The organism is Enterobacter asburiae, from assembly GCA_011754535.1.
GTDB classification, from domain to species: Bacteria; Pseudomonadota; Gammaproteobacteria; order Enterobacterales; family Enterobacteriaceae; genus Enterobacter; species Enterobacter cloacae_N.
This window is the reverse complement of sequence record JAAQVN010000001.1, coordinates 1,412,833-1,438,568: the sequence shown is the minus strand read 5'-3', so window position 1 is coordinate 1,438,568 and position 25,736 is coordinate 1,412,833. Positions and strand designations below refer to the sequence as shown.

The following is a 25,736-nucleotide window of genomic DNA, read 5'->3' as shown; positions in this document are numbered from 1 at the left end:
TCATTCTCTCAAACTTTTCGTGCGGCCTCGTACGCCGCCAGCGTGGCGACGCGCGCCTGTTTATGGTCAACGATCGGGCGGGGATAATCGAGCTTTACGCCCTGTTTATCCGCCCATGCCCACGGGTCGTGGATCGCTTTTGCAGGAACGTTCCTGAGCGCGGGCAACCAGCGGCGAATAAAGTCGCCGTTAGCATCAAATTTTTGTCCCTGGGTAGTCGGATTAAAAATCCTGAAATAGGGAGCCGCATCGGTGCCGGTAGAGGCCGCCCACTGCCAGCCGCCGTTATTCGCCGCCAGGTCACCGTCAATCAGCTGAGAAATAAAATAGCGCTCCCCGACGCGCCAGTCGATAAGCAGATCTTTCACCAGGAAGCTGGCGGTAATCATTCGCAGACGGTTGTGCATCCATCCGGTTTCATTTAGCTGGCGCATGGCGGCATCAACAATCGGAAAGCCCGTCTCCCCTTTTTGCCAGGCCTGTAAAAGTGCCTCATCGTGCTGCCATTTGACGTTATCGGTCCAGGGAATGAACGGACGATGCTTACAGAGATCGGGATGATACGTCATCAGATGGCGATAAAATTCACGCCAGATAAGTTCGTTCAGCCACACCGAGCCCGCCCCTCCGTCCAGCGCCTGCGGCTGTTCGGCCAGAAGACGATGTAAACACTGGCGAGGAGAGAGCACGCCCAGCGCCAGGCTTGCCGATAAACGGCTTGTCCCTTCAATTGCCGGGAAATCCCTGCGCGCGTCGTACTCTCCCGCACCCTGTTTGCAAAACTGGCGCAGCTTCGCAATAGCGGCCTTCTCATTGGCAGGAAACAGTAGTTCATCAAATGCCTGTTGGGGATAGCTAAACGTTAATTCAGGCAGATTGGTTATAGCCTCCCCTCTGACGGCGGGCGCAGGTACGCACTCCGGCAGCGCCTCTTTCAGGCGTTTAACAAAAGCATTTTTAAACGGCGTAAACACTTTATACATTTCGTGACCGCCGGTCATCACGCTGCCCGGTGCCAGCATCACGCTGTCATCAAATCCCTCACAAACCACCTCTCCGAGCATTTTATCCAGCTGGCGGTCCCGCTGCTGTTCGTTCAGTTCGTACTGGTAGTTATAAAAAAGATGCGTAACGCCGTTCTGCTGACATATCTCCTGCAGCATATGAAGCTGCGCGGTAAAATCGCTGACCACTTTGTAGATCAGCGGAATGCCTTTTTCGGCAAGCGCGCGTTGCAGTTCGTTCAGATGGGATTTGAGGTAAGCCGCCTGCCGCGGAGCCATATCGTGCTGCCGCCACTGCTCGGGCGTAGCCATAAACAGAGCCAATACGTTAGCGTCTTTGGCGCGACAAGCGGCCGCGAGTGCGATGTTGTCATGTACGCGCAAATCCGCGCGAAACCAAACCAGATGGGTGGGCATAAAACTCCAGGCGAATATCCATTATGTCCATAAGGGCATGCCGTAAAAGGAAAAAGCATGCATTGAACTACTTTGCCATGAAGTGTAGACGGGATGAAATAAAAAAGGCCGCTCAAGGCGGCCTTAACGCTACTTGTCCTGCGCTATCGTGGTTAAAGCGACAAACACATTCGGTTCATCGCTCTTTACAACGAGTACGCTGGCGACAATGAACGCGATGCAAAAATAGCGTTTCATTATGCGGTCCCTGCAGCTAACCGCTCCACCGTTCACCACCGGTGATAAGTCGGTGGACACAAGCCCGGGTAGGCGGGCTGCTTTACGGCTGTAAATACACCTTTCCCAGGACCGATGCCCATTTGCGAGATGGCGGAAAGGGACGCAGCATCATAATTAACATCCGCTATAAAGGTAAGATACTCGAATAAAATTAGGAATTTATAAAGGCTTCGAGGGATTGCCATCTGATTACAGGAGGGTATGATAAAAATCCCGGGTAGGGGCTGCAAGACCACCCAACGGACCGCGAATCCCGAGGGACAAAAAAACCGCCATATTGCTATTGGCGGTTTTTTTATAGCTACGCGTCAGCGTCGTTTCAGTAGAAATCGCAGGTCGCTTTCTCGGCCTGATCCATCCACACCGGCTTTTCGCTGGTTTTCGCCCAGACGCGGTGCAGATAACTGTAAAAACGCGCACGATCTTTCCAGAACAGCATCACCGGCAGGGCCAGCACGCCAGCCACTACGGCGAAAGTGCGACGCATGAACACGATATGAGCCGGATACTCTTTATAAAGATCCATATTTTTCTCCCCTGTAGTTGGCCGGAAACCTTCTCCGGAAAATGTGAAATCTGTGACCTGGATAAAATAATATCGCTTTGCGTGTAATTTTACTACTCATCCGACCACTTATTTTTATCCATTTAGTGAATATTTACACTTCCGCCGTAATTAAGTTACAAAAAAGTTAACAGTTTACTTATCAATAGTTAATTTGTGGCCTTTGGCATTTTTATACTTTTTTTACATCCGCCCTCCGCATTTTTGCGAAATCTTTGCGCCGTAAATCCTACTGTTAGCACAACAACAAAAGTCACCCGGAGGTGGATTGTGAGTGCAGGTCTTATTGCCGGCATCGTGCTGGTGTTCCTGTTATTGGGTTATCTGGTCTATGCCCTGATTAACGCGGAGGCATTCTGATGACTGCTCAGGCGTTTTTGCTTATTGCCAGTTTCTTAGTGGTATTGTTCGTTCTGGCAAGGCCGCTGGGAACGGGACTGGCACGGCTTATCAACAACGTCCCCCTGCCCGGCACGGGAAGCGTTGAAAAAGGGATCTGGCGCGTACTGGGAATCGACGATCGGGAGATGAGCTGGCGTGAATATCTGATCGCCATTCTGCTGCTGAATATTGTCGGGCTGATTGCACTTTTTGCCATGCTGATGCTTCAGGGCATCCTGCCGCTAAATCCGCAACAGTTGCCGGGCCTGTCCTGGCACCTGGCGCTGAATACGGCAGTCAGTTTCGTTACCAACACCAACTGGCAGTCCTATGCCGGTGAAACCACGCTCAGCTATTTCAGCCAGATGGCTGGGTTAACCGTGCAGAACTTCCTCTCTGCCGCCAGCGGTATCGCGGTAATTTTCGCGCTGACGCGTGCGTTTGCACGTCAAAAAATCAGTACTCTGGGTAACGCCTGGGTGGATTTAACGCGCATTACGCTGTGGATCCTGCTGCCGATTGCACTGCTTATCGCGCTGTTCTTTATTCAGCAGGGCAGCCTGCAAAACCTGCTGCCTTACGCGCCTTATACCTCGCTTGAAGGCGCAAAACAGCTCCTGCCGATGGGGCCAGTGGCGTCACAGGAAGCTATCAAGATGCTCGGGACGAACGGGGGCGGCTTCTTCAACGCCAACTCGTCGCATCCGTTTGAAAACCCTACCGCCCTGACCAATTTTGTGCAGATGCTGGCGATCTTCCTGATCCCCGCTGCGCTCTGCTTTGCCTTTGGTGACGTGGTCAACGATCGCCGTCAGGGCCGCACCCTACTCTGGACCATGTCGCTGATCTTCGTGGTCTGTGTCGCGCTGGTGATGTGGGCGGAATGGAACGGTAACAGCCATTTCATGCAGCTTGGGGCGAATAGCAATATCAATATGGAAGGGAAAGAGAGCCGCTTCGGCATTCTCGCCAGCAGCCTGTATGCGGTGGTCACTACGGCGGCCTCGTGCGGGGCGGTGAACGCCATGCACGACTCTTTCACCGCGCTTGGCGGCATGCTCCCGATGTGGCTGATGCAGATTGGCGAGGTGGTGTTTGGCGGCGTGGGTTCAGGTCTTTACGGCATGCTGCTGTTCGTACTGCTGGCGGTATTTATTGCCGGTCTGATGATTGGCCGCACCCCGGAATACCTCGGTAAAAAAATCGACGTTCGCGAGATGAAGTTAACCGCGCTGGCGATTCTGGTCACCCCGGCGCTTGTGCTGCTCGGCACCGCGCTGGCGCTGATGACCGAGGCCGGACGCAGCGGCATTTTTAACCCCGGCATTCACGGCTTTAGTGAAGTGCTTTATGCGGTCTCCTCTGCCGCCAACAACAACGGCAGCGCCTTTGCGGGCTTAAGCGCCAACTCACCGTTCTGGAACTGCCTGCTGGCGTTCTGCATGTTTGTGGGTCGCTTCGGGGTCATTGTGCCGGTCATGGCGATTGCCGGATCGCTGGTGAATAAGAAAATTCAACCGACCACCACCGGGACATTACCGACCCACGGCGCGCTGTTTATCGGCCTGCTGACGGGCACCGTGTTGCTGGTCGGCGCCCTGACCTTTATCCCCGCCCTCGCGTTAGGCCCGGTCGCGGAAACTCTCTCTTTACGCTGATTTTGCGGAGTATTTGTCATGAGTCGTAAACAACTGGCCCTGCTCGAACCGACGTTAGTTCGTCAGGCGCTTATGGATGCGGTCAAAAAGCTGAGCCCGCGCGTGCAGTGGCACAACCCGGTGATGTTTATTGTCTGGGCGGGAAGCGTCCTGACCACCGCCCTGGCGATTGCCATGGGGACGGGCCACATGCCGGGAAACGCGATGTTTACCGGCGCCATCAGCCTGTGGCTGTGGTTTACCGTGCTGTTCGCCAACTTTGCGGAAGCGCTGGCGGAAGGCCGGAGTAAAGCGCAGGCCAACAGCCTGAAAGGGGTGAAAAAAACGGCGTTTGCGCGCAAGCTGCGTGAGCCGAAATACGGCGCGCAGATGGACCACGTTCCGGCGGATGAACTGCGCAAAGGCGATGTGGTGCTGGTGGAAGCCGGAGACATCATCCCCTGCGACGGTGAAGTCATTGAGGGTGGCGCATCGGTAGACGAAAGCGCCATTACCGGAGAGTCCGCGCCGGTGATCCGTGAATCCGGCGGCGATTTTGCCTCCGTGACGGGCGGGACGCGCATTCTTTCCGACTGGCTGGTGATCCAGTGCAGCGTCAACCCGGGCGAAACTTTCCTCGACAGGATGATCGCCATGGTGGAAGGCGCCCAGCGCCGTAAAACACCTAACGAAATCGCCCTGACCATCCTGCTGGTGGCCCTGACAATCGTCTTCCTGCTGGCAACCGCGACGCTGTGGCCGTTCTCCGCTTACGGCGGCACCGCGGTCACCATCACGGTGCTGGTGGCGCTGCTGGTCTGCCTGATCCCCACCACCATCGGCGGCCTGCTGTCGGCCATCGGCGTGGCCGGCATGAGCCGCATGCTCGGTGCAAACGTCATCGCCACCAGCGGGCGTGCGGTTGAAGCAGCCGGTGACGTGGATGTCTTGCTGCTGGATAAAACCGGGACCATTACCCTCGGTAACCGCCAGGCGTCCGAATTCTTACCCGCTCCGGGCGTGGATGAAAAAACGCTGGCGGACGCCGCGCAGCTCTCCTCGCTTGCCGATGAAACCCCTGAAGGTCGCAGTATCGTGATCCTCGCCAAGCAGCGTTTTAACCTTCGCCAGCGCGACGTTCAGAGCCTGCATGCCACCTTCGTGCCCTTCACGGCGCAAACCCGCATGAGCGGTATTAACATTCAGGACCGGATGATCCGTAAAGGCTCCGTTGACGCCATTCGTCGCCACATTGAGGCAAACAATGGCCACTTCCCGCCAGAAGTGGACAGCCTGGTGGAAAGCGTGGCCCGTCAGGGGGCCACGCCGCTGGTGGTGGCAGAAGGCTCGAACGTGCTGGGGGTGATTGCCCTGAAGGATATCGTCAAAGGCGGCATCAAGGAGCGCTTTGCCCAGCTGCGTAAAATGGGCATCAAAACGGTGATGATCACCGGGGATAACCGTCTTACCGCCGCGGCGATTGCCGCCGAAGCGGGCGTGGATGATTTCCTTTCCGAGGCCACGCCGGAAGCGAAGCTCGCGCTGATCCGTCAGTATCAGGCGGAAGGCCGTCTGGTCGCCATGACCGGTGACGGTACCAACGACGCCCCTGCCCTGGCGCAGGCCGACGTGGCGGTGGCGATGAACTCTGGTACCCAGGCGGCAAAAGAGGCGGGGAATATGGTCGACCTCGACTCAAACCCGACCAAGCTGATTGAGGTGGTGCACATTGGCAAGCAGATGCTGATGACGCGCGGTTCGCTGACCACGTTCAGTATCGCTAACGATGTGGCAAAGTACTTCGCCATCATTCCGGCCGCGTTTGCCGCGACCTATCCGCAATTAAACGCGCTGAACGTGATGCACCTGCACTCCCCGGCATCGGCCATTCTGAGCGCCGTGATCTTTAACGCCCTGATTATTGTCTTCCTGATCCCGCTGGCGCTGAAGGGCGTGAGCTATAAGCCACTTACGGCGGCCGCCATGCTGCGCCGCAACCTGTGGATTTACGGCCTGGGCGGGCTGGTGGTGCCTTTCATCGGTATCAAGGCTATCGACCTGCTGTTGACCCTGTTCGGGCTGGTTTAAAAGGTGAATCAAATGACAATGTTACGCCCCGCTATACTTCTGTTTATTCTGCTGTCTCTCATTACCGGCGGGCTGTACCCGCTGGTAACTACCGCGCTGGGCCAGTGGTGGTTTAAGGATCAGGCCAACGGCTCGCTGATTATGCAAAACGGTGAAAATCGCGGTTCGCTCCTGATTGGTCAGAACTTTACGGATGCTCGTTACTTCCAGGGTCGCCCTTCCGCCACTGCCGAAAGCCCGTATAATCCGATGGCATCCGGCGGCAGTAACCTGGCGGGCAGCAACCCTGAGCTGGATAAAGCCGTTGCTGAGCGCGTGGCAGCCCTGCGCGCTGCCAATCCGCTGGCCACCCGTGAGGTGCCCGTCGAGCTGGTAACCGCCTCGGCCAGCGGGCTGGACTACAGCCTGACCCCGGCAGCAGTGGCCTGGCAAATCCCGCGCGTCGCCGCCGCCCGTCAGTTGACCATCGAACAGGTGAGCAAGCTGGTTGCTGAACACACGCAAAAACCGCTGGTCAGCTTCATCGGCATGCCCGTGGTGAATATTGTTGAGCTGAATCTGGCGCTGGACGCGCTAAGGAAAAACTAAATGACCGACGAGCCCATGCGCCCGGATCCGGACAGGCTGCTTGAACAGACGGCTGAAGCCCATCGCGGCAAACTGAAAATTTTCTTTGGCGCCTGCGCGGGCGTCGGGAAAACCTTCGCCATGCTGACGGAAGCCCAGCGGCTTCGGGCGCAGGGGCTCGATATTCTGATCGGCGTGGTTGAAACCCACGGACGTAAAGAGACGGCGTCGCTGCTGAAGGGGCTGGCTACCCAGCCGCCCCGCCGCATCAGCCATCGTGGTCGGTTAGTCACTGAGTTTGATATTGATGCAGCCCTCGCCCGCCGTCCCGCCCTTATCCTGATGGACGAACTGGCGCACAGCAATGCGCCAGGCTCACGCCATCCAAAACGCTGGCAGGATGTTGAAGAGCTACTTGAAGCCGGCATCGATGTTTTCACGACGGTTAACGTTCAGCATCTGGAAAGCCTGAACGACGTGGTCAGCGGCGTGACCGGCATTCAGGTGCGAGAGACGGTGCCGGATCCCTTCTTTGATTCCGCGGACGAGGTGGTGCTGGTCGACCTGCCCCCCGATGATTTACGCCAGCGCCTGCATGAAGGCAAAGTCTACATCGCCGGCCAGGCCGAGCGCGCCATCGAACATTTTTTCCGAAAAGGTAACCTGATTGCCCTGCGCGAGCTGGCTCTGCGTCGTACTGCCGATCGCGTCGACGATCAGATGCGCGCCTGGCGCGACCTGCAGGGCCAGGAGCGCGTCTGGCATACGCGGGATGCCATCCTGCTGTGCGTGGGGCACGGCAGCGGCAATGAAAAGCTTGTCCGCACCGCTGCGCGCCTGGCGGCCAAATTTGGCAGCGTCTGGCATGCGGTGTATGTCGAAACGCCGCAGTTGCACGCTCTGCCCGAAAACCAGCGCCGCGCGATCCTGAGTTCGCTGCGCCTGGCGCAGGAGCTGGGCGCTGAAACCGCAACGCTCTCCGATCCACAGGAAGATAAAGCCATACTGCGCTACGCGCGGGAGCATAACCTGGGGAAAATTGTCATTGGCCGCCGCCAGCATCGCCGCTGGTTTAGCCGCGAATCCTTTGCCGACAAGCTGGCCCGCCGCGCGCCGGATCTGGACCTGGTGATCGTGGCGCTGGATGACAAGCCCACGCCGTTACCCAGCCGCGCCCCGGACAGCCGTGCCTTCAGCGATAAATGGCGTATTCAGCTTCGCGGCTGTTTTGTCGCCGTTGTGCTCTGCGCCCTGATCACTATTATTGCCAGCAAATGGCTGATTGCCTTCGACGCGGCCAACCTGGTGATGATCTACCTGCTTGGCGTAGTGGTGGTGGCGCTCTTTTACGGACGCTGGCCGTCGGTACTGGCGACGGTGATCAACGTCATCAGCTTCGATCTATTCTTTATTGATCCTCGCGGGACGCTCGCGGTTTCAGACGTGCAATACATCCTCACCTTCGGCGTGATGCTCACCGTCGGGCTGGTGATCGGGAACCTGACGGCCGGCGTGCGCTACCAGGCGCGTATCGCCCGCTATCGCGAACAGCGCACGCGCCATCTGTATGAGATGTCTAAATCGCTGGCGGTGGGCCGTACGCCGCTGGATATTGTGCAGACCAGCGAGCAGTTTATTCGCTCGACGTTTCATGCCAGCAACCTGATTTTACTCCCTGACGAACACGGTAAGCTGCGCCCGCTGACGTCGGCCTCGGGCATGACGCCCTGGGATGAAGCCATCGCGCGCTGGAGCTTTGATAAAGGGCTACCCGCGGGCGCAGGGACTGACACCCTGCCCGGCGTACCCTATCAAATTCTGCCGCTGCGCAGTGCCGATAAAAATCAGGGGCTGGTGATTGTTGAGCCCTCCAACCTGCGCCAGCTGATGATCCCCGAACAGCAGCGACTGCTGGAGACCTTTACCCTGCTGGTTGCCAGCGCGCTGGAACGGCTGGCGCTCACTGCCAGCGAAGAACAGGCCCGGCTGGCGAGCGAGCGGGAAAGCATTCGTAACTCGCTGCTGGCGGCGCTGTCTCACGACCTGCGTACGCCACTTACCGTCCTGTTTGGCCAGTCAGAAATTCTGACGCTGGACCTGGCAGCGGAAGGCTCTAAGCACGCCCTTCAGGCCAGCGAAATCCGCCAGCATGTGCTGAATACCACGCGCCTGGTGAATAACTTGCTCGATATGGCGCGTATCCAGTCAGGCGGTTTTAACCTCAAAAAAGAGTGGCTCACGCTCGAAGAAGTGGTGGGCAGCGCGCTGAAAATGCTCGAACCTGGCTTAGGCGGGCGACATATTGCGCTGAACATGCCCGAGCCACTGACGTTAATTCACGTTGATGGCCCGCTCTTTGAGCGGGTGCTGATCAACCTGCTGGAAAATGCCGGCAAATATGCGGGCGCCAGCGCCCGGATTGGCGTGGATGCGACGGTGGACGATGGCACGCTTCATCTTGACGTCTGGGATACCGGACCGGGCATTCCTGCCGGGCAGGAGATGGCTATTTTTGAAAAATTCGCGCGCGGCAATAAAGAGTCGGCCATTCCGGGCGTGGGGCTGGGGCTGGCGATTTGCCAGGCAATTATTGACGTCCATGGCGGGACCATCTCCGCGGAGAATCGTCCGGAAGGCGGCGCGCGTTTTTGTGTTACACTTCCTCTGGAAACCCCGCCAGAACTTAATGAATTACCAGAGGATTTGTGATCAACGTTCTGATTGTTGAAGATGAGATCGCCATTAGCCGTTTTCTGCGCGCTGCGCTGGAAGGTGACGGTCTGCGCGTTCATGATGCGGGTACGCTTCAGCGGGGTTTAATTGAAGCCGCCACCCGCAAGCCGGACCTGGTGATCCTCGATCTTGGCCTGCCGGACGGTGACGGCATTGATTTTATCCGGGAAGTGCGTCAGTGGAGCCAGATGCCGATCCTCGTGCTCTCGGCCCGTACTGAAGAGACGGATAAAATCGCGGCGCTGGATGCCGGGGCGGACGATTATCTGATTAAACCTTTTGGTATCGGCGAGCTACAGGCTCGCCTGCGCGTGGCGCTGCGCCGCCACAGCGCAACCACGCCTGCTGACCCAACCTACACATTTGGGGATATCCGGGTTGACCTGGCCGCGCGACGCATTGTGCGCGGCGATGAGGAAATTCACCTCACGCCAATAGAGTTTCGCCTGCTTGCCGTACTGCTTAACAACCACGGCAAGGTACTCACCCAGCGCCAGCTGTTAAGTCAGGTGTGGGGACCCAATGCTGTAGAACATAGTCATTATCTACGCATATATATGGGACATCTTCGTCAGAAACTCGAAGTCGACCCCGCTCGCCCTCGCCATTTATTAACTGAAACCGGTATCGGTTATCGGTTTATGCTTTGAATAACTATTCACTTTATTTTTTAATAAAAACGAAATCCCTCAGAAAATATTTCACAAATAACCCATGCATTATTTTTTCGGGTTATTTTCGCTCATTTAAAACATTAACAGAACAACCCGTTAACGCATCATCAACAAATCAGAATTTTGATCTGCGATATTCATTTGAAACGAATATTTATTTCTGATTTGATCGGTTAACGGTGATCTAACTCACGGTTAATCGTCTTTTCCTGGATAAAATGACCATGCTTTCAATTACTGAAAGGAAAATGAAACATGGAAAACAACAATCGCTTAATGCCCCATATAAGGCGGACAACACATATCATGATGTTTGCCCACCGAAACTGCTTTGACTTTCATCTCTTTAATGCCCGGTAGTCCTTCGACTTCTGGCGCACTCGCTTACAGGCCATCCTTAAACATCTTATTTTACAGGCTATTGCCTGTGATCTCGTGCGCTCATTCATCCTGATTCAGACTCATCCGCACCGGGCGGACTGAATTTCAATCATCAAAAAAGCAATTCACTGATTTTAATCAGCGGCCACCCTTTGCTTTTTTTTCCGGAAAATTATCGATTTCTTTCTTGCAAGAAATCGAGGGACGCTTATTACCTAAAATAAAGAGAGAAAGATGAAAAGTTTAAAAATCGCAGCCAGCCGTGCATGTCCGGATTGCTTTACTACCCAGCGTGAACTGGTGGATGTCCGCGCCTCTGATTATATTGATGTTGCCGCCATTGTTCTGACGGTTACGGATATTGCCAGCGGTATTCTGGACGAAATAGAAGCCACCGGTTTTGGCATTCCCGTATTTGTCGCAACACACAAAGAAGAGTTCATCCCGGCAGACTATTTATCGCGCATTCATGGCGTATTTGAGTTCTCAGACACCAGCAACGACTTTTATGGACGCCAGCTGGAAGCGGCCGCCCAGAAGTATGAAACCCAGCTGCGCCCGCCGTTTTTCCGCGCCCTTGTCGACTATGTAAAACAGGGCAACAGCGCGTTTGACTGCCCGGGGCATCAGGGTGGCCAGTTCTTTCGCCGCCATCCTGCCGGCAATCAGTTTGTCGATTTCTTTGGTGAGACGCTTTTCCGCGCCGATCTGTGCAACGCCGACGTGGCGATGGGCGATCTGCTGATCCACGAAGGCGCGCCGTGCATCGCCCAGCAGCATGCGGCAAAAGTCTTTAATGCCGATAAGACCTACTTCGTGCTGAACGGTACCTCGTCATCCAACAAAGTGGTGCTTAACGCTCTGCTCACCCCGGGCGACCTGGTGCTGTTCGACCGTAATAACCACAAATCTAACCATCACGGTGCCCTCCTCCAGGCTGGCGCAACGCCGGTCTATCTGGAAACGGCGCGCAACCCGTACGGCTTCATTGGCGGCATTGACGCCCACTGCTTCGAAGAAAGCTATCTGCGCGAGTTGGTAGCAGAGGTGGCGCCGGGCCGCGCGCGCGACGAACGTCCGTTCCGTCTGGCGGTTATCCAGCTGGGTACCTACGACGGCACCATCTATAACGCCCGTCAGGTGGTGGATAAGATTGGGCACCTGTGTGATTACATCCTGTTTGACTCGGCCTGGGTGGGTTACGAGCAGTTTATTCCGATGATGGCCGACTGCTCGCCGCTGCTGCTGGAGCTGAACGAAAACGATCCGGGGATCCTTGTCACCCAGTCCGTGCATAAACAACAGGCTGGCTTCTCGCAGACCTCGCAAATCCATAAGAAAGACAGCCATATCAAAGGTCAACAGCGCTATGTCCCACATAAGCGGCTGAATAATGCCTTCATGATGCACGCCTCCACTAGCCCGTTTTATCCGCTGTTCGCTGCGCTGGACATCAACGCCCGCATGCATGAAGGCCAGAGCGGCCGCAACATGTGGATGGACTGCGTGGTTAACGGTATCGAAGCGCGCAAGCTGATCCTGGAGAACTGCCGGTATCTGCGCCCGTTCGTGCCGGAGACGGTGGATGGCCGTCCGTGGGAAAGCTGGGACACGGCGGAGATTGCAACCGATCTACGCTTCTTCCACTTCGTGCCGGGTGAAAACTGGCATGCTTTTGAAGGCTACGCTGAGCACCAGTATTTTATCGACCCGTGCAAGCTCCTGCTGACCACGCCGGGCATTAACGCCCGCACCGGGGAGTATGACGACTTCGGCGTGCCCGCCACTATCCTTGCCAACTTCCTTCGCGAAAACGGCATCGTGCCGGAAAAATGCGATCTCAACTCGATCCTGTTCCTGCTCACGCCGGCGGAAGATATGGGCAAGCTGCAGCAGCTTGTGGCACAGCTGGTGCGCTTCGAAAAACTGCTCGAGAGCGATGTTCCGCTGAAAGAGGTCTTGCCTTCTCTCTACAAACAACATCCGGAACGTTACGCAGATTACACCCTGCGCCAGATCTGCCAGGAAATGCATGACCTGTACGCCCGCCACAACGTGAAGCAGCTGCAAAAAGAGATGTTCCGCAAGTCTCACTTCCCACGTGTGATGATGAATCCGCAGGACGCGAACTACGCCTACCTGCGCGGCGAGGTCGAGCTGGTCTCCCTGCGCAACGCGGAAGGCCGCATCGCCGCTGAAGGTGCGCTCCCTTACCCACCGGGGGTGCTGTGCGTGGTTCCAGGGGAAGTCTGGGGCGGTTCCGTGCTGCGCTACTTTGCCGCACTGGAAGAAGGCATCAACCTGCTGCCGGGCTTCGCGCCGGAGTTGCAGGGCGTGTATGTCGAGGAGTGTGACGGTCGCAAACAGGTTCGCTGCTACGTCACCAAACAATCCGCCGCTCAGCCCGCGCTGCTGAAAGGAGAGAAATTATGAGTAAGTCCAATAAGATGGGCGTGGTGCAGCTGACTATCCTTACCATGGTCAACATGATGGGTTCCGGGATTATTATGCTGCCCACCAAGCTCGCCGAAGTGGGGACGATTTCGATTATCTCCTGGCTTGTTACCGCCGTAGGATCGATGGCGCTGGCGTGGGCGTTCGCCAAGTGTGGGATGTTCAGCCGCAAGTCAGGTGGCATGGGCGGCTATGCCGAGTACGCCTTTGGTAAGTCCGGCAACTTTATGGCGAACTACACCTACGGCGTATCGCTGCTGATCGCCAACGTGGCGATTGCCATTTCCGCCGTCGGCTACGGCACGGAGCTGTTTGGCGTGACGCTCAGCCCGGTACAAATTGGGCTGGCGACCATCGGGGTTCTGTGGATCTGCACCGTGGCCAACTTTGGTGGCGCGCGCATTACCGGTCAGCTCTCCAGCATCACCGTCTGGGGCGTGATTATCCCGGTTGTCGGCCTGTGCATCATCGGCTGGTTCTGGTTCAGCCCAACGCTCTACGCCAACTCCTGGAATCCGCACCACGTGCCGTTCTTTACGGCAGTGGGCTCGTCTATCGCCATGACGCTCTGGGCCTTCCTGGGTCTGGAATCCGCCTGCGCGAACGCGGAAGTGGTAGAGAACCCGGAGAAGAACGTGCCGATTGCGGTCCTCGGCGGAACGCTGGGCGCGGCGGTGATCTATATCGTCTCGACTAACGTCATTGCCGGGATTGTGCCAAACATGGATCTGGCTAACTCTACGGCGCCGTTCGGGCTGGCCTTTGCCCAGATGTTCACCCCGGAAGTCGGGAAAGTGATCATGGGTCTGATGGTGATGTCCTGCTGCGGCTCGCTGCTCGGCTGGCAGTTCACCATCGCACAGGTGTTTAAATCCTCGGCTGATGAAGGTTACTTCCCAAAAATCTTCTCCCGCGTGACCAAAGCGGATGCGCCGGTGCAGGGGATGCTGGCGATTGTCATCTTCCAGAGTGGATTGTCGCTGATGACCATTAGCCCGTCCCTGAACAGCCAGTTTAACGTGCTGGTCAACCTGGCGGTGGTAACGAATATCATTCCGTATATTCTGTCGATGGCGGCGCTGGCGATCATTCAGAAGGTGGCGAAAGTTGATCCACGCAAAGCGCGTGCGGCGAATATTGTGGCGCTGATTGGGGCAATCTACAGCTTCTATGCGCTCTACTCATCCGGCCAGGAGGCGATGCTGTATGGCGCGATGGTGACCTTTATGGGCTGGACGCTATACGGTCTGGTGTCACCGCGGTTTGAATTGAAGAACAAACATAGCTAAAAAAAGCCCGGTGGCGCTAACGCTTACCGGGCCTTTTTCTCCCTCTCCCTGTGGGAGAGGGCCGGGGTGAGGGCATCAGCCCGCACCAGAACACTACTTACGCGTTTTTCAGCACTTCGCTGACAATCTCTACCGCCTCTTTCTCAATCTGCTGGCGGTGCTCAGCGCCGAGGAAGCTTTCGCAATAGATTTTGTACGCATCTTCCGTACCGGACGGACGCGCGGCGAACCAGCCGTTCTCGGTCATCACTTTCAGACCACCAATGGATGCGCCGTTGCCCGGTGCTGCCGTCAGACGGGCAGTGATCGGATCGCCTGCCAGGGTGCTTGCGCTGACCATCTCTGGGGAGAGTTTGGACAAGGCAGCTTTCTGCGCAGAGGTCGCGCCAGCCTGGATACGGTTATAGCTTGGCGCACCAAAGCGTGCCGCCAGCTCGTTGTAGTGTTCCTGCGGGTTCTTGCCGGTAACCGCGGTGATTTCCGCCGCCAGCAGGCACATGATGATGCCGTCTTTATCGGTTGACCACGGGGTGCAGTCGAAGCGCAGGAAGGACGCGCCCGCGCTCTCTTCGCCGCCGAAGCCAAAGCTGCCGTCGTGCAGACCGTCAACGAACCACTTGAAGCCTACCGGCACTTCCACCAGCTTGCGGCCCAGCGCGTCCACCACGCGGTCGATCATCGCAGAAGAGACCAGCGTTTTACCGACAGCCACCTCTTTGCCCCACTGCGGGCGGTGCTGGAACAAGTAGTTGATCGCAACAGCCAGGTAGTGGTTCGGGTTCATCAGCCCGGCAGGGGTGACGATGCCGTGACGGTCATAATCCGGGTCGTTAGCAAAGGCCAGATCGAACTTGTCGCGCAGCGCCAGCAGGCCCGCCATCGCGCACTCGGAGGAGCAGTCCATACGGATCGCGCCGTCTTTGTCCAGGTGCATGAAGCGGAAGGTCTGATCGACGTGATCGTTCACGATGGTCAGATCCAGCTTGTAGTGCTTGGCGATGCGCTTCCAGTACTCAATACCGGAGCCGCCCAGCGGATCCACGCCCAGCTTCAGGCCGGCTTTCTGAATCGCCGCCATATCGACGATATCCGCCAGCCCTTCCACGAACGGCTGAACCAGATCCTGCTCTTTCACGTGGCCGGAGGCCATCGCTTCATCAAGAGAAATACGTTTAACGCCTTTCAGGCCGTCAGCCAGCAGCGCGTTTGCACGATCTTCAACCACTTTGGTGACGTTGGTGTCAGCCGGGCCGCCGTTAGGTGGGTTGTATTTGATACCACCGTCTTCCGGCGGGTTGTGGGATGGCGTGATAACGATCCCGTCTGCCAGTGCGCCACCTTTTTTGTTGTGCACAAGGATTGCGTTTGATACCGCCGGCGTTGGGGTGAAGCCGTTGTTCTCCTGCACAATCACGTCAACGCCGTTTGCCGCCAGCACTTCCAGCACGGAAATGAACGCCGGTTCAGACAGCGCATGGGTATCTTTGCCCACGTAGCACGGACCGGTAACGCCGTTTTTGGCGCGCTCTTCCGCAATGGCCTGAGCAATGGCCAGAATATGCGGTTCGTTAAAGCTGTGGCGCGCCGCGCTGCCGCGGTGACCAGATGTACCAAACTTCACTGCGTGTTCTGCGTTGCCCACGACCGGTTTCAGCACGTAATACTGCGCGGTCAGCTGAGCGACGTTAATCAAATCGCTTTGTTGTGCAGGTTGGCCTGCACGGCTGTGATTTGCCATTACCGGGTCCTTATGATGCAAGGGTTAAATTGTACCGCAAACCTTTTCAATCAATTCCGCCGGGAACTGCATGGACTGCATGATGTGTTCAATCATGCTGCACTTGCGGCCCGTATTGGTATTGGTGATCACCCAGTACGGGGTGCCAGGGACATGTTTAGGTTTGGTTTGATTGCCATTTTGCAGCAGCGTCTGCTCGTCGCCCGCGAAATAGACGCGGGTACGGCCGTGCAGCGACTCGGTCGCTTCAGCAAACGCTTTGTTATCCAGGGCGTAAAGTGTAGACAGCACCAGCATAAAACGGTTGACCGCCTTTTTCTGCTCCGCATATTCGTCGGAGAGCAGCAGCTCGCGCATCGCGCGCACTTTATCTTTTACCGGCGTCACGGCAGGTTTTGCCTGTGCAGCAACGCTCGGCTGAGACACGACATCTTTGGTAACTGGGGTGGCAGGCTGTGAAGCGGCGGAAATTTTAAGCATGCGCCGTAAAATGTCGGACGCGCTCTCCCCGATATGCCGCGTCTGGCTGGCAATATACTGATAGAGTTCGTCATCAACTTCGATTGTTTTCATCTTAATCCAGTGCGATATCTTATCTGAATACAAGTCATTGGGATTATAAGGTCAAATCCCAACAGCGGATAGCGTCAAACCAGGTTGGCGGCAAAAGTCAGATTAAACTGGAACCTTGCAGCCGGGCGGCAGAATGGTCAACATGATACCCTAACCTGACATACGTAAAAAAAGAACTTTGCCATGAAATTGAATACCCGAGCGCAAACTGCACAATCGCCGAACAATAATTCCCCCATCGTGCTGGTTCATGGACTTTTTGGCTGCCTGGATAACCTGGGCGTGCTGGCCCGCGATTTGGTCACCGATCACGATATTCTACAGGTTGATATGCGCAATCACGGGCTTTCCGGCCGCTCAGACGAAATGACCTATGCGGCAATGGCGCAGGATCTGCTGGATACGCTTGATGCGCACAATCTGCAGAAGGTGACCCTCATCGGGCATTCAATGGGCGGTAAAGCGGTTATGGCGCTCACCGCGCTGGCGCCAGAACGCATTTCCGGGCTTGTGGTCATTGATGTTGCCCCTGTGGACTACGACGTTCGACGTCATGATGAGATTTTCGCAGCAATTAATGCTGTAACGGCAGCTGGCGTTTCCACACGTCAGCAGGCGGCAACGGTTATGCGTGAACATCTTGATGAAGAAGGCGTGGTGCAGTTCCTTTTGAAGTCGTTTGTTGACGGGCAATGGCGTTTTAACGTGCCGGTGCTGTGGGACCAGTACAACAACATCGTGGGCTGGGAAACCGTCCCCACCTGGCCGCACCCTGCTCTCTTTATTCGCGGCGGCCACTCTCCTTATATTACCGACGCTTACCGCGACACGCTGCTGGCACAGTTCCCGCAGGCGCGCGCCCACGTGATTGCCGGGGCCGGGCACTGGGTTCACGCCGAAAAACCTGACGCTGTACTGCGCGCTATCCGCCGCTATCTCGCTGATACTGCAAATTGATTAAAAAGAGAGCGACTGGAAGATGACAGGCTTCCAGTCGTTGGCGTGCCGTTTTTGGTGATGTATGATGGCGCGCTTATCGCCCGGGCTTTAGCAGGGCGGCGTGTTTCCCCCCGAAGTCTCAGAATCATGGCCAAAGAACAAACGGACCGTACGACACTAGATCTGTTCGCGAATGAGCGTCGACCGGGACGACCGAAAACGAATCCGCTTTCGCGCGATGAACAGCTGCGTATCAATAAACGCAATCAGCTTAAACGCGATAAAAATCGTGGGCTTAAGCGTGTCGAACTGAAGCTCAACGCTGACGCTGTCGATGCGCTTAACGAGCTGGCCGAGGCGCGTAATATCAGCCGCAGCGAGCTTATTGAAGAGATGCTCATCGCTCAGCTTGAGACGCTTCGCAGCCAGGCATAAGTCTGAAAAACCCCTTTATCGCCCTTTTCATGTAGCACAGAGTGCAGTCCTGCGCGATAGCGGTTTCCGCAGGGTTGCCAGTTCTGCTATTATTGCCCTTATCCGTGGCCGAATTGCGCCACCATACCATTAAGTTTCAAGAGGTTATTTTACTCATGGCAATCATCGGCATTTTCTTCGGCAGTGATACCGGCAATACCGAAAATATCGCAAAAAACATTCAGAAACAGCTCGGTAAAGACGTTGCTGATGTGCATGACATCGCCAAGAGCAGCAAAGAAGATCTCGAGGGCTATGACATTCTGCTGCTGGGTATTCCAACCTGGTACTACGGTGAAGCCCAGTGCGACTGGGACGATTTCTTCCCGACGCTGGAAGAGGTGGACTTCAACGGGAAGCTGGTCGCACTGTTTGGCTGTGGCGATCAGGAAGACTATGCCGAGTACTTCTGTGACGCGCTGGGGACGATTCGCGACATCATTGAGCCGAATGGCGCGGTTATTGTTGGTCACTGGCCGACTGCCGGTTACCACTTCGAAGCCTCTAAAGGCCTGGCCGATGACGATCATTTTGTCGGTCTGGCCATTGACGAAGACCGTCAGCCTGAGCTTACGGCAGAGCGTGTAGAGAAGTGGGTTAAGCAGATCCGTGAAGAACTCCACTTGGACGATATTCTCAACGCCTGATTTTTTCTACGGCGCAACGCAGGTTGCGCCCGTTTTCCAGGTAAAACCGATTAAATTAATTGCTACAAACTTTTAACTTTTTCGCCCAGACCTGTACAATGTCTCCCTGGCAAAATGTGGTTTCCATTGAGCAAGTTTGTTGGTGATACCACGTTTTTATAAGCATACTTTGCCTGAGACTTGCAGTTTTCATTTAGGCATGGCAGTTCTATAATGAGACGCATTAACCCAGGTGCATTTTCTGTCACTTCCTTCAGAAGTGAATCGTTTAGCAACAGGACAGATTCCGCATGACTGACAACAATACCGCATTAAAGAAGGCTGGCCTGAAAGTAACGCTTCCTCGATTAAAAATCCTCGAAGTGCTTCAGGGTCCAGACAATCACCATGTCAGTGCGGAAGACCTTTATAAACGTCTTATCGACATGGGTGAAGAGATTGGGCTGGCCACCGTTTATCGCGTGCTGAACCAGTTTGATGACGCGGGCATTGTTACCCGTCATAATTTCGAAGGCGGTAAATCTGTATTCGAACTGACCCAGCAGCATCACCACGATCACCTGATCTGCCTCGATTGCGGCAAGGTCATTGAATTTAGCGATGATTCCATCGAAGCGCGTCAGCGTGAAATCGCAGCTCGTCACGGCATTCGCCTGACCAACCACAGCCTGTACCTTTACGGTCACTGCGCTGAAGGGGATTGCCGCGAGAATGAACACGCTCACGACACAAAATAAGTTAGCGTTCATACTCTGAGCCAGCCGCAAGGTTGGCTTTTTTTTGCGTCAAAAAAGCCCGGTAAGCAAAGTGCCACCGGGCGTAAAGCAACTTATTTATTGTTATTGCGTATCTCGTTCCAGATCTTATCGCAACGCTTCGCCACTTCCTGATCGTTACCGGTTTTACGCGCCTGAATACAGGCCTGATAATCCATCACCCGAACGTTCTCCTGCGTCGCGAACTGCTCATGCGCTTTCTCTTTCTTCAACACATTCAGCACGCTCTGACAGGCTTCGATTTTCTCCGGCGATCCTTCCGCAGTATTAATACAGGCGCTATACGCCTCCTTCAGACGGGAATCCTCTTTCGGCGCCTGAGTCTGAGCACACGCCACCAGCCCTGATGCCAGCAACGCGACGATTACGATTTTTTTCATCATGTGCAGTCTCCAGACCGGCGGGATTCAGCCCGCCGGTGTGCTCATCAGAAGATGGTGAATGGGGCGATAACCATGAATTTGACGTCACGTTCATCCTGGAAGATGTTGCCGTAACCGCCCGCATAGCTTGGAATATCGGAGTGGTTGTCATACTGGGTGAAGTGCAGCTTGAACATCGTGCCTTTCGCGCGGCCATCCTGCAGGGTATAGATAGCATCCAGGCTGTAGGAGGACTCTTTCAGACGATAGTTTGGATCGTAGTAGGCATCCGGCGTCGCCATGTCTGCTGGTTTTGCGTCCCAGGCGTATGCGTAAGAAGCACCCACCGCCCAGCCAGGCAGGTTCCAGTTTTTCAGGTCATACATGGCGCCGAAGAAGACCGCTTTCTCGCCGTCGGCGTTGAAGTCGGAGCGGTTATCCCACCAGATATCCAGACGACCGTTGGATGATGCATAGGTCGGGGTCATACGCTGCAGGAAGTAGCCCTGCTGCCCTTCCGCCTTCACCCATGTCCCTTCCAGACGCAAATCAACCTGACCGACTTTGTAGCCGAAGGTCAGCGCCTGAAGCCACGCGGTGCCGTTATAAATGTCATTTACGCTGCCATCGCTGACCTTATCGCGCGTACCGTAGAACTGGTAGCTGGTGCTCAGCGGGCTACCGGCGATATCAAATTTGTAGCTGGCTTTAGCAAAATACTGATCGATATAGCCTTCCGCCTGACCAAATGCGGCTTCCAGAACCAGATCGTTTTTAAAGTCGTACTTCGCGCCCAGCGAGTGGAGGTAATCGACTTTGGTTTTCTTATCGTTCTGGTAGAACTTATCCATTTCGATGTGCCACGGTGCTTTGTACTCGTTGGTCCACATATAGGAGAAGCTCAACGCACCTGCGTCACCGTAGTCAAAGTTAGCCCCGGCTTCTGCACCCTGATAGGTACCAGGCATAAAGCTCCAGTGCGGCGCTAACAGCGTCTGGCCGGTTGGCTGAATATAGCCCCCGCGCGCCCAGACCGGGCCGTATTTAAATTTCGCTGCAGCCTTATAAAGGCTGATACCGCTTTTATCTCCGGACCAGTCTTCGTCATAGGCTTTATTGCTGGAGGAGAAGGCAATTTCGTTCGGGTGGCCGCTGTCGCCGTTTTCCGCCATTTCGATTGCGGTAAATGCGGCAATATCCAGACCGAACATATCAGCGGCATAGCCTGACTGGAAGTCCAGGTTGGCGTTCCAGGTGGAGTGAGAGAGGTTGGTTTTGTATTTATCTTCTGTGACATCTTTACGGTCACGTTCACGCTGCCAGTAATAAATACCGCCAGTGAGGGTAGAATCTTCGATGAAACCTGCTGCTTTCGCCTCTGGTGCCACCACCAGGCCCGACATTGCTGTCACACCGGCAATAGCCAGCGCCAGCGCACTACGTTTGCCACTGAACGTACGCATAGATTATTCCTCTTTGACGAATTAAAACGCCTTAAACGGCGAAAATATAAAAGACCAAATGGTCAGGGGTAGTTATAAATACCCTCGAATTAACTACCGTCTTTAGGTTATTTTTCGCGACGCGAATTATCAATGCTTTTCAGTGGGCAAAAGTCAGGATTATGACGAAGTGCACATAATTGGTAGTGCTTTGTAACATTTAGCCGGATGCGAGGTGTGGCGGGGCTAAAGCAGGTAATTTCAACGTATTAGATCGTAAAAAAACACGTATTTGTCTTTATTCACTTTTTTATCAGAAAGACAAACTTTTTTTAGAAAAATAAGTAGCACCACGTTGACCAAAAATTTTAGTTGGCCTAATTACGGGTCTACTTTAACGATATGATCATTAAATAAAAAAACGCCGCTATAAGCGGCGTTTGTTTCTCATTGACCAGTGCAGCGTTATTATTCGCCGATCTTCGTCCAGGTATCACGCAGACCTACGGTACGGTTAAATACCGGCTTTTCTGCCGTGCTGTAACGGCTGTCCAGGCAGAAGTAACCTTCACGTTCAAACTGGAACGCTTTGCCCGCTTCAGCCGCTTTCAGCGACGGCTCCGCGTAACCCTGTTTGATCACCAAAGATTCCGGGTTGATAGTCGCCAGGAAGTCTTCAGCTGCACCCGGGTTAGGCACGCTAAACAGACGATCGTACAGACGAATTTCTACCGGCAGCGCGTGGGAAGCGCTCACCCAGTGGATCACGCCTTTCACCTTGCGGCCATCTGCCGGATCTTTGCTCAGCGTCTCTGCATCGTACGAACAGAAGATGGTGGTGATGTTGCCTTCTGCATCTTTCTCTACGCGCTCGGCTTTGATGACGTAGGCGTTACGCAGGCGCACTTCTTTACCCAGCACCAGACGTTTGTACTGCTTATTGGCTTCTTCACGGAAGTCAGCACGATCGATCCAGATTTTACCGCTGAACGGCACGTCGCGGCTTCCCATTTCCGGTTTGTTCGGATGGTTAGGCATGGAGACCAGCTCGCTTCCACCCTGCGGGTAGTTTTCGATAACCAGTTTCACCGGATCGATAACGGCCATCGCGCGCGGGGCGTTTTCGTTGAGATCTTCACGAATGCAGGATTCCAGAGACGCCATTTCGATGGTGTTGTCCTGCTTGGTCACGCCAATACGTTTGCAGAACTCACGAATAGAGGCGGCAGTGTAACCACGACGGCGCAGACCAGAGATGGTTGGCATACGCGGATCGTCCCAACCCTCAACGTGCTTGTCTGTTACCAGCAGGTTCAGCTTACGCTTGGACATCACGGTGTATTCCAGATTCAGACGAGAGAACTCGTACTGACGCGGATGCACAGGAATGGTGATGTTATCCAGCACCCAGTCGTACAGACGACGGTTGTCCTGGAACTCCAGCGTACACAGGGAGTGCGTAATGCCTTCCAGCGCATCGCTAATGCAGTGGGTGAAGTCGTACATCGGGTAGATGCACCACTTGTTGCCGGTCTGGTGGTGTTCCGCAAATTTAATGCGGTACAGCACCGGGTCGCGCATCACGATGAACGGAGACGCCATGTCGATTTTGGCGCGCAGGCACGCTTTGCCTTCTTCGAAGCCACCGGCACGCATTTTTTCAAACAGCGCCAGGTTCTCTTCCACGCTGCGATCGCGGAACGGGCTGTTTTTACCTGGCGCAGTCAGCGTACCGCGATACTCGCGGATTTCGTCAGCAGACAGTTCGTCGACGTATGCCAGACCTTTATTGATCAGCTCCACCGCGTAGGCATACAGCTGATCAAAATAGTCAGAGGAGTAGCAGATATCGCCAGACCAGTTGAAGCCCAGCCATTGCACGTCGTTTTTAATGGACTCAACGTATTCGATGTCTTCTTTTACTGGGTTGGTGTCATCGAAACGCAGGTTGCACTGCCCCTGGTAATCTTGCGCAATACCAAAGTTCAGGCAGATCGATTTCGCGTGACCAATGTGCAGGTAGCCGTTCGGCTCCGGCGGGAAACGCGTATGTACCGTGGTGTGCTTACCACTGGCCAGATCTTCATCGATGATCTGACGAATAAAGTTACTCGGGCGGGCTTCTGCCTCACTCATCGTGGATTCCTCAAAGCGTAAACAACGTATAACGGCGTATGATCTTATAAGCCGGACGTAGTGACAACCCTTAGTTACGGAAAATACGTATCAGATGAAAATAATGGGGGCATTTGCTGCAAAAAAAAGCGGCGGAGGATATCCCCCGCCGCTTAAGGCATGACTCTACTCAGGAGCGATTACTTGCCTTTAATCTCATACAGCGGTGTTTGGCCTGCAACAACCTGACCTTTCGCCTGAATGACCAGGCCGCTGAAGTCATCAATGTTGCTGCAAACGACCGGGCTAATCATGGAGCGCGCGTTGGCGTTCAGGAAGTCCAGATCCATTTCCAGAATCGGCTGACCCGCCACCACTTCAGCGCCCTCTTCTACCAGGCGAGTAAAGCCCTGACCGTTCAGCGCAACGGTATCGATACCCATATGGACAACGATCTCCGCGCCTTTTTCGGTTTCGAGGCAGAATGCGTGGTTGGTGTTGAAGATTTTCACGATGGTACCGGCCGCCGGAGACACAACGGTTTTGTCCGTTGGTTTCACCGCCACGCCGTCACCAACCGCTTTGCTGGCGAACGCTTCGTCAGGCACCTGCTCAAGCGCAACCACGTCACCGGTGACCGGGGACACCAGCGCAGCGATAGTCACCGCATTTGGCACGGCCTGCGGTTTTGCAACCGGCGCTTCAGATACTGGAGCGCTATCCGTTGAGGCGGCAGCAACCGGCCCACGGGCAACCACTTTTTTCATTTCATCGCCGATAGATTCAGCTTTCGCACCCACGATAACCTGGATGGTTTGCTTATTCAGTTTCACCACACCAGACGCGCCCAGGCGTTTACACATCGCATCGCTCACGCGCGCGGAATCACCCACGGTCAGACGCAGACGAGTAATACAAGCGTCAATCGCTTTCAGGTTGTCGGTACCGCCGACTGCGGCAATGTAGCTGGTCGCCAGCTGGGTTAAACCTTCTTCGGTATTGCTGTTTGCTTCACTGGTAACAACATTTTCTTTCGTATCTTCGCGGCCCGGCGTTTTCAGGTTAAACATACGAATCACCGCGCTGAACAGAACGAAGTAGATAACGAAGAAGATCAGGCCCATCACCACCAGCATCCAGACGTTGCTGCTTGCCGCCGGCAGGTTGTACATCAACACGTAGTCAATGGCGCCTGCGGAGAAGGAGAAGCCCGCATGGATACCCAGAAGGGTGGCAACGAACAGGCTGATACCGGTCAGGATTGCGTGCATGAGGTACAGCAGCGGAGCCAGGAACATGAACAGGAATTCCAGTGGCTCGGTAACACCGGTCAGGAAAGCGGTAATCGCAACAGACAGCAGCATGCCGCCAACCATCGGACGACGCGCTTTTGGCGCGGCCAGGTACATAGCAAGCGCAGCACCAGGCAGACCAAACATCATAATTGGGAAGAAACCGGACATAAACATGCCCGCGGTGCCGTCACCCGCGTAGAAGCGGTTGATGTCGCCGTGGAAAACTGTGCCCGCCGCATTGGTAAACTCACCAATCTGGAACCATGCGATGGTATTCAGCACCTGATGCAGGCCTGTAGGGATCAGCAGACGGTTAATGAAACCGAAGATACCTGCGCCCATCGCACCCGCAGAAACGATCCACTCGCCGCCCGCATGAATGGCATGCTGCACCGGCGGCCAAACGTAGCCAAAGATCGCTGCCAGAACCAGACAGAAGAAGCCCGTCGCGATCGGAACGAAACGTTTTCCACCGAAGAAACTCAGGAAATCAGGAAGCTTAATATTTGCCCAGCGGTTATACACGGCGCCGCCAACCAGACCGGTAATGATACCCGCCAGCACGCCCATATTGATTTCAGGGTTAATGGTTACCATCGCTTTCGTCAGGATGAAATAACCGACTGCGCCTGCCAGAGCCGCAGCCCCTGCACTGTCTTTTGACCAACTGGACGCGACGCCGATGGCGAATATCAGCGCCAGGTTATCAAAAATAGCGCCGCCTGCCTGAGCAATGAACGGCACATTAAGAAGATCGGGTTGCCCGAATCGCAACAGTAATGCTGCAACCGGTAGCACGGCGATAGGGAGCTGCAAAGCCCTACCGAGGCGCTGGAAAAAACCTAAAATATTCATCCTATTCCCCCTACGAGGCCCGTTATCGGGCTCGTGCAGTAACTATGTTTT

Annotated in this window: 21 protein-coding genes; 13 read left to right on the top strand and 8 right to left on the bottom strand. The window is 55.2% G+C overall.

The window, feature by feature from the left end:
* Positions 1–8 precede the first annotated feature (8 nt).
* Positions 9–1,421, bottom strand: a complete 1,413-nt coding sequence (phrB, locus tag HBM95_06680; protein NIH42620.1) for a deoxyribodipyrimidine photo-lyase — start codon at positions 1,419–1,421, stop codon at positions 9–11.
* A 598-nt stretch (positions 1,422–2,019) separates the two neighbouring features.
* Positions 2,020–2,226 (bottom strand): YbfA family protein, encoded by a 207-nt coding sequence (locus HBM95_06675; protein ID NIH42619.1) that lies wholly within the window; start codon positions 2,224–2,226, stop codon positions 2,020–2,022.
* 309 nt (positions 2,227–2,535) lie between these two features.
* Between HBM95_06675 and kdpF the strand changes: the two genes are divergently transcribed.
* The 9 genes from kdpF to potE all read left to right on the top strand — a co-directional run bounded on the left by kdpF (position 2,536) and on the right by potE (position 14,469).
* The gene (gene kdpF, locus HBM95_06670) at positions 2,536–2,625 is read left to right on the top strand and encodes a K(+)-transporting ATPase subunit F (GenBank protein ID NIH42618.1); all 90 of its coding nucleotides are present in this window, start codon (positions 2,536–2,538) and stop codon (positions 2,623–2,625) included.
* Positions 2,625–4,304 (top strand): potassium-transporting ATPase subunit KdpA, encoded by a 1,680-nt coding sequence (gene kdpA, locus HBM95_06665; GenBank protein ID NIH42617.1) that lies wholly within the window; start codon positions 2,625–2,627, stop codon positions 4,302–4,304. Before kdpF ends, kdpA begins: the two co-directional genes overlap by 1 nt.
* A gap of 18 nt (positions 4,305–4,322) precedes the next feature.
* Entirely contained in the window at positions 4,323–6,371 is a 2,049-nt protein-coding gene (gene kdpB, locus HBM95_06660) for a potassium-transporting ATPase subunit KdpB (GenBank protein ID NIH42616.1), read from the top strand.
* Between the two features lie 12 nt (positions 6,372–6,383).
* On the top strand, positions 6,384–6,959 hold the full coding sequence (gene kdpC, locus HBM95_06655; GenBank protein ID NIH42615.1) for a potassium-transporting ATPase subunit KdpC: 576 nt from the start codon (positions 6,384–6,386) through the stop codon (positions 6,957–6,959).
* On the top strand, positions 6,960–9,647 hold the full coding sequence (gene kdbD, locus HBM95_06650; protein ID NIH42614.1) for a two-component system sensor histidine kinase KdbD: 2,688 nt from the start codon (positions 6,960–6,962) through the stop codon (positions 9,645–9,647).
* Positions 9,644–10,321 (top strand): two-component system response regulator KdpE, encoded by a 678-nt coding sequence (gene kdpE / locus HBM95_06645; GenBank protein ID NIH42613.1) that lies wholly within the window; start codon positions 9,644–9,646, stop codon positions 10,319–10,321. The genes kdbD and kdpE overlap by 4 nt, the downstream gene beginning before the upstream one ends.
* 279 nt (positions 10,322–10,600) lie before the next feature.
* Complete coding sequence (locus tag HBM95_06640; protein NIH42612.1) at positions 10,601–10,705, top strand: DUF2618 domain-containing protein; 105 nt, start codon at positions 10,601–10,603, stop codon at positions 10,703–10,705.
* Between the two features lie 255 nt (positions 10,706–10,960).
* Positions 10,961–13,159, top strand: coding sequence for an ornithine decarboxylase SpeF (gene speF / locus HBM95_06635; protein NIH42611.1), 2,199 nt, complete (start codon positions 10,961–10,963; stop codon positions 13,157–13,159).
* Positions 13,156–14,469, top strand: a complete 1,314-nt coding sequence (gene potE, locus HBM95_06630; GenBank protein NIH42610.1) for a putrescine-ornithine antiporter — start codon at positions 13,156–13,158, stop codon at positions 14,467–14,469. The genes speF and potE overlap by 4 nt, the downstream gene beginning before the upstream one ends.
* Before the next feature lie 97 nt (positions 14,470–14,566).
* On the opposite strand, the gene pgm is transcribed toward potE, so the two are convergent.
* Positions 14,567–16,207 (bottom strand): alpha-D-glucose phosphate-specific phosphoglucomutase, encoded by a 1,641-nt coding sequence (gene pgm, locus HBM95_06625; GenBank protein NIH42609.1) that lies wholly within the window; start codon positions 16,205–16,207, stop codon positions 14,567–14,569.
* A 24-nt stretch (positions 16,208–16,231) separates the two neighbouring features.
* Positions 16,232–16,780 carry a replication initiation negative regulator SeqA gene (gene seqA / locus HBM95_06620; protein NIH42608.1) on the bottom strand — a complete coding sequence of 183 codons (549 nt, stop codon included), beginning with the start codon at positions 16,778–16,780 and terminating at the stop codon, positions 16,232–16,234.
* A 183-nt stretch (positions 16,781–16,963) separates the two neighbouring features.
* Here seqA and ybfF point away from each other — a divergent pair, with 183 nt between their 5' ends.
* The 4 genes from ybfF to fur all read left to right on the top strand — a co-directional run bounded on the left by ybfF (position 16,964) and on the right by fur (position 19,577).
* Positions 16,964–17,737: an esterase gene (gene ybfF, locus HBM95_06615; GenBank protein NIH42607.1), complete on the top strand. Its 774-nt coding sequence runs from the start codon at positions 16,964–16,966 to the stop codon at positions 17,735–17,737.
* A 129-nt stretch (positions 17,738–17,866) separates the two neighbouring features.
* Positions 17,867–18,154: a LexA regulated protein gene (ybfE, locus tag HBM95_06610; protein ID NIH42606.1), complete on the top strand. Its 288-nt coding sequence runs from the start codon at positions 17,867–17,869 to the stop codon at positions 18,152–18,154.
* A 104-nt stretch (positions 18,155–18,258) separates the two neighbouring features.
* On the top strand, positions 18,259–18,840 hold the full coding sequence (fldA, locus tag HBM95_06605) for a flavodoxin FldA (protein NIH42605.1): 582 nt from the start codon (positions 18,259–18,261) through the stop codon (positions 18,838–18,840).
* Between the two features lie 290 nt (positions 18,841–19,130).
* Positions 19,131–19,577 (top strand): ferric iron uptake transcriptional regulator, encoded by a 447-nt coding sequence (fur, locus tag HBM95_06600; protein ID NIH42604.1) that lies wholly within the window; start codon positions 19,131–19,133, stop codon positions 19,575–19,577.
* A gap of 92 nt (positions 19,578–19,669) precedes the next feature.
* Here fur and HBM95_06595 read toward each other — a convergent pair whose 3' ends face one another.
* The 4 genes from HBM95_06595 to nagE form a co-directional block, all read right to left on the bottom strand.
* Positions 19,670–19,996, bottom strand: a complete 327-nt coding sequence (locus HBM95_06595) for a hypothetical protein (protein ID NIH42603.1) — start codon at positions 19,994–19,996, stop codon at positions 19,670–19,672.
* 47 nt (positions 19,997–20,043) lie between these two features.
* Positions 20,044–21,441 (bottom strand): chitoporin, encoded by a 1,398-nt coding sequence (chiP, locus tag HBM95_06590; protein NIH42602.1) that lies wholly within the window; start codon positions 21,439–21,441, stop codon positions 20,044–20,046.
* A gap of 447 nt (positions 21,442–21,888) precedes the next feature.
* Positions 21,889–23,556, bottom strand: coding sequence for a glutamine--tRNA ligase (gene glnS / locus HBM95_06585; GenBank protein NIH42601.1), 1,668 nt, complete (start codon positions 23,554–23,556; stop codon positions 21,889–21,891).
* A 179-nt stretch (positions 23,557–23,735) separates the two neighbouring features.
* On the bottom strand, positions 23,736–25,685 hold the full coding sequence (gene nagE / locus HBM95_06580; protein NIH42600.1) for a PTS N-acetyl glucosamine transporter subunit IIABC: 1,950 nt from the start codon (positions 25,683–25,685) through the stop codon (positions 23,736–23,738).
* Positions 25,686–25,736: the final 51 nt, after the last annotated feature.

Bases quoted from the DNA above. Each gene is read 5' to 3' on its own strand.
- kdbD (NIH42614.1), top strand. From the start codon at position 6,960: ATGACCGACGAGCCCATGCGCCCGGATCCGGACAGGCTGCTTGAACAG.
- kdpC (NIH42615.1), top strand. From the start codon at position 6,384: ATGACAATGTTACGCCCCGCTATACTTCTGTTTATTCTGCTGTCTCTC.
- ybfE (NIH42606.1), top strand. From the start codon at position 17,867: ATGGCCAAAGAACAAACGGACCGTACGACACTAGATCTGTTCGCGAAT.
- fur (NIH42604.1), top strand. From the start codon at position 19,131: ATGACTGACAACAATACCGCATTAAAGAAGGCTGGCCTGAAAGTAACG.
- ybfF (NIH42607.1), top strand. From the start codon at position 16,964: ATGAAATTGAATACCCGAGCGCAAACTGCACAATCGCCGAACAATAAT.
- nagE (NIH42600.1), bottom strand. From the start codon at position 25,685: ATGAATATTTTAGGTTTTTTCCAGCGCCTCGGTAGGGCTTTGCAGCTC.
- pgm (NIH42609.1), bottom strand. From the start codon at position 16,207: ATGGCAAATCACAGCCGTGCAGGCCAACCTGCACAACAAAGCGATTTG.
- kdpA (NIH42617.1), top strand. From the start codon at position 2,625: ATGACTGCTCAGGCGTTTTTGCTTATTGCCAGTTTCTTAGTGGTATTG.
- glnS (NIH42601.1), bottom strand. From the start codon at position 23,556: ATGAGTGAGGCAGAAGCCCGCCCGAGTAACTTTATTCGTCAGATCATC.
- chiP (NIH42602.1), bottom strand. From the start codon at position 21,441: ATGCGTACGTTCAGTGGCAAACGTAGTGCGCTGGCGCTGGCTATTGCC.
- speF (NIH42611.1), top strand. From the start codon at position 10,961: ATGAAAAGTTTAAAAATCGCAGCCAGCCGTGCATGTCCGGATTGCTTT.
- HBM95_06640 (NIH42612.1), top strand. From the start codon at position 10,601: ATGGAAAACAACAATCGCTTAATGCCCCATATAAGGCGGACAACACAT.
- phrB (NIH42620.1), bottom strand. From the start codon at position 1,421: ATGCCCACCCATCTGGTTTGGTTTCGCGCGGATTTGCGCGTACATGAC.
- seqA (NIH42608.1), bottom strand. From the start codon at position 16,780: ATGAAAACAATCGAAGTTGATGACGAACTCTATCAGTATATTGCCAGC.
- kdpB (NIH42616.1), top strand. From the start codon at position 4,323: ATGAGTCGTAAACAACTGGCCCTGCTCGAACCGACGTTAGTTCGTCAG.
- HBM95_06595 (NIH42603.1), bottom strand. From the start codon at position 19,996: ATGAAAAAAATCGTAATCGTCGCGTTGCTGGCATCAGGGCTGGTGGCG.
- potE (NIH42610.1), top strand. From the start codon at position 13,156: ATGAGTAAGTCCAATAAGATGGGCGTGGTGCAGCTGACTATCCTTACC.
- HBM95_06675 (NIH42619.1), bottom strand. From the start codon at position 2,226: ATGGATCTTTATAAAGAGTATCCGGCTCATATCGTGTTCATGCGTCGC.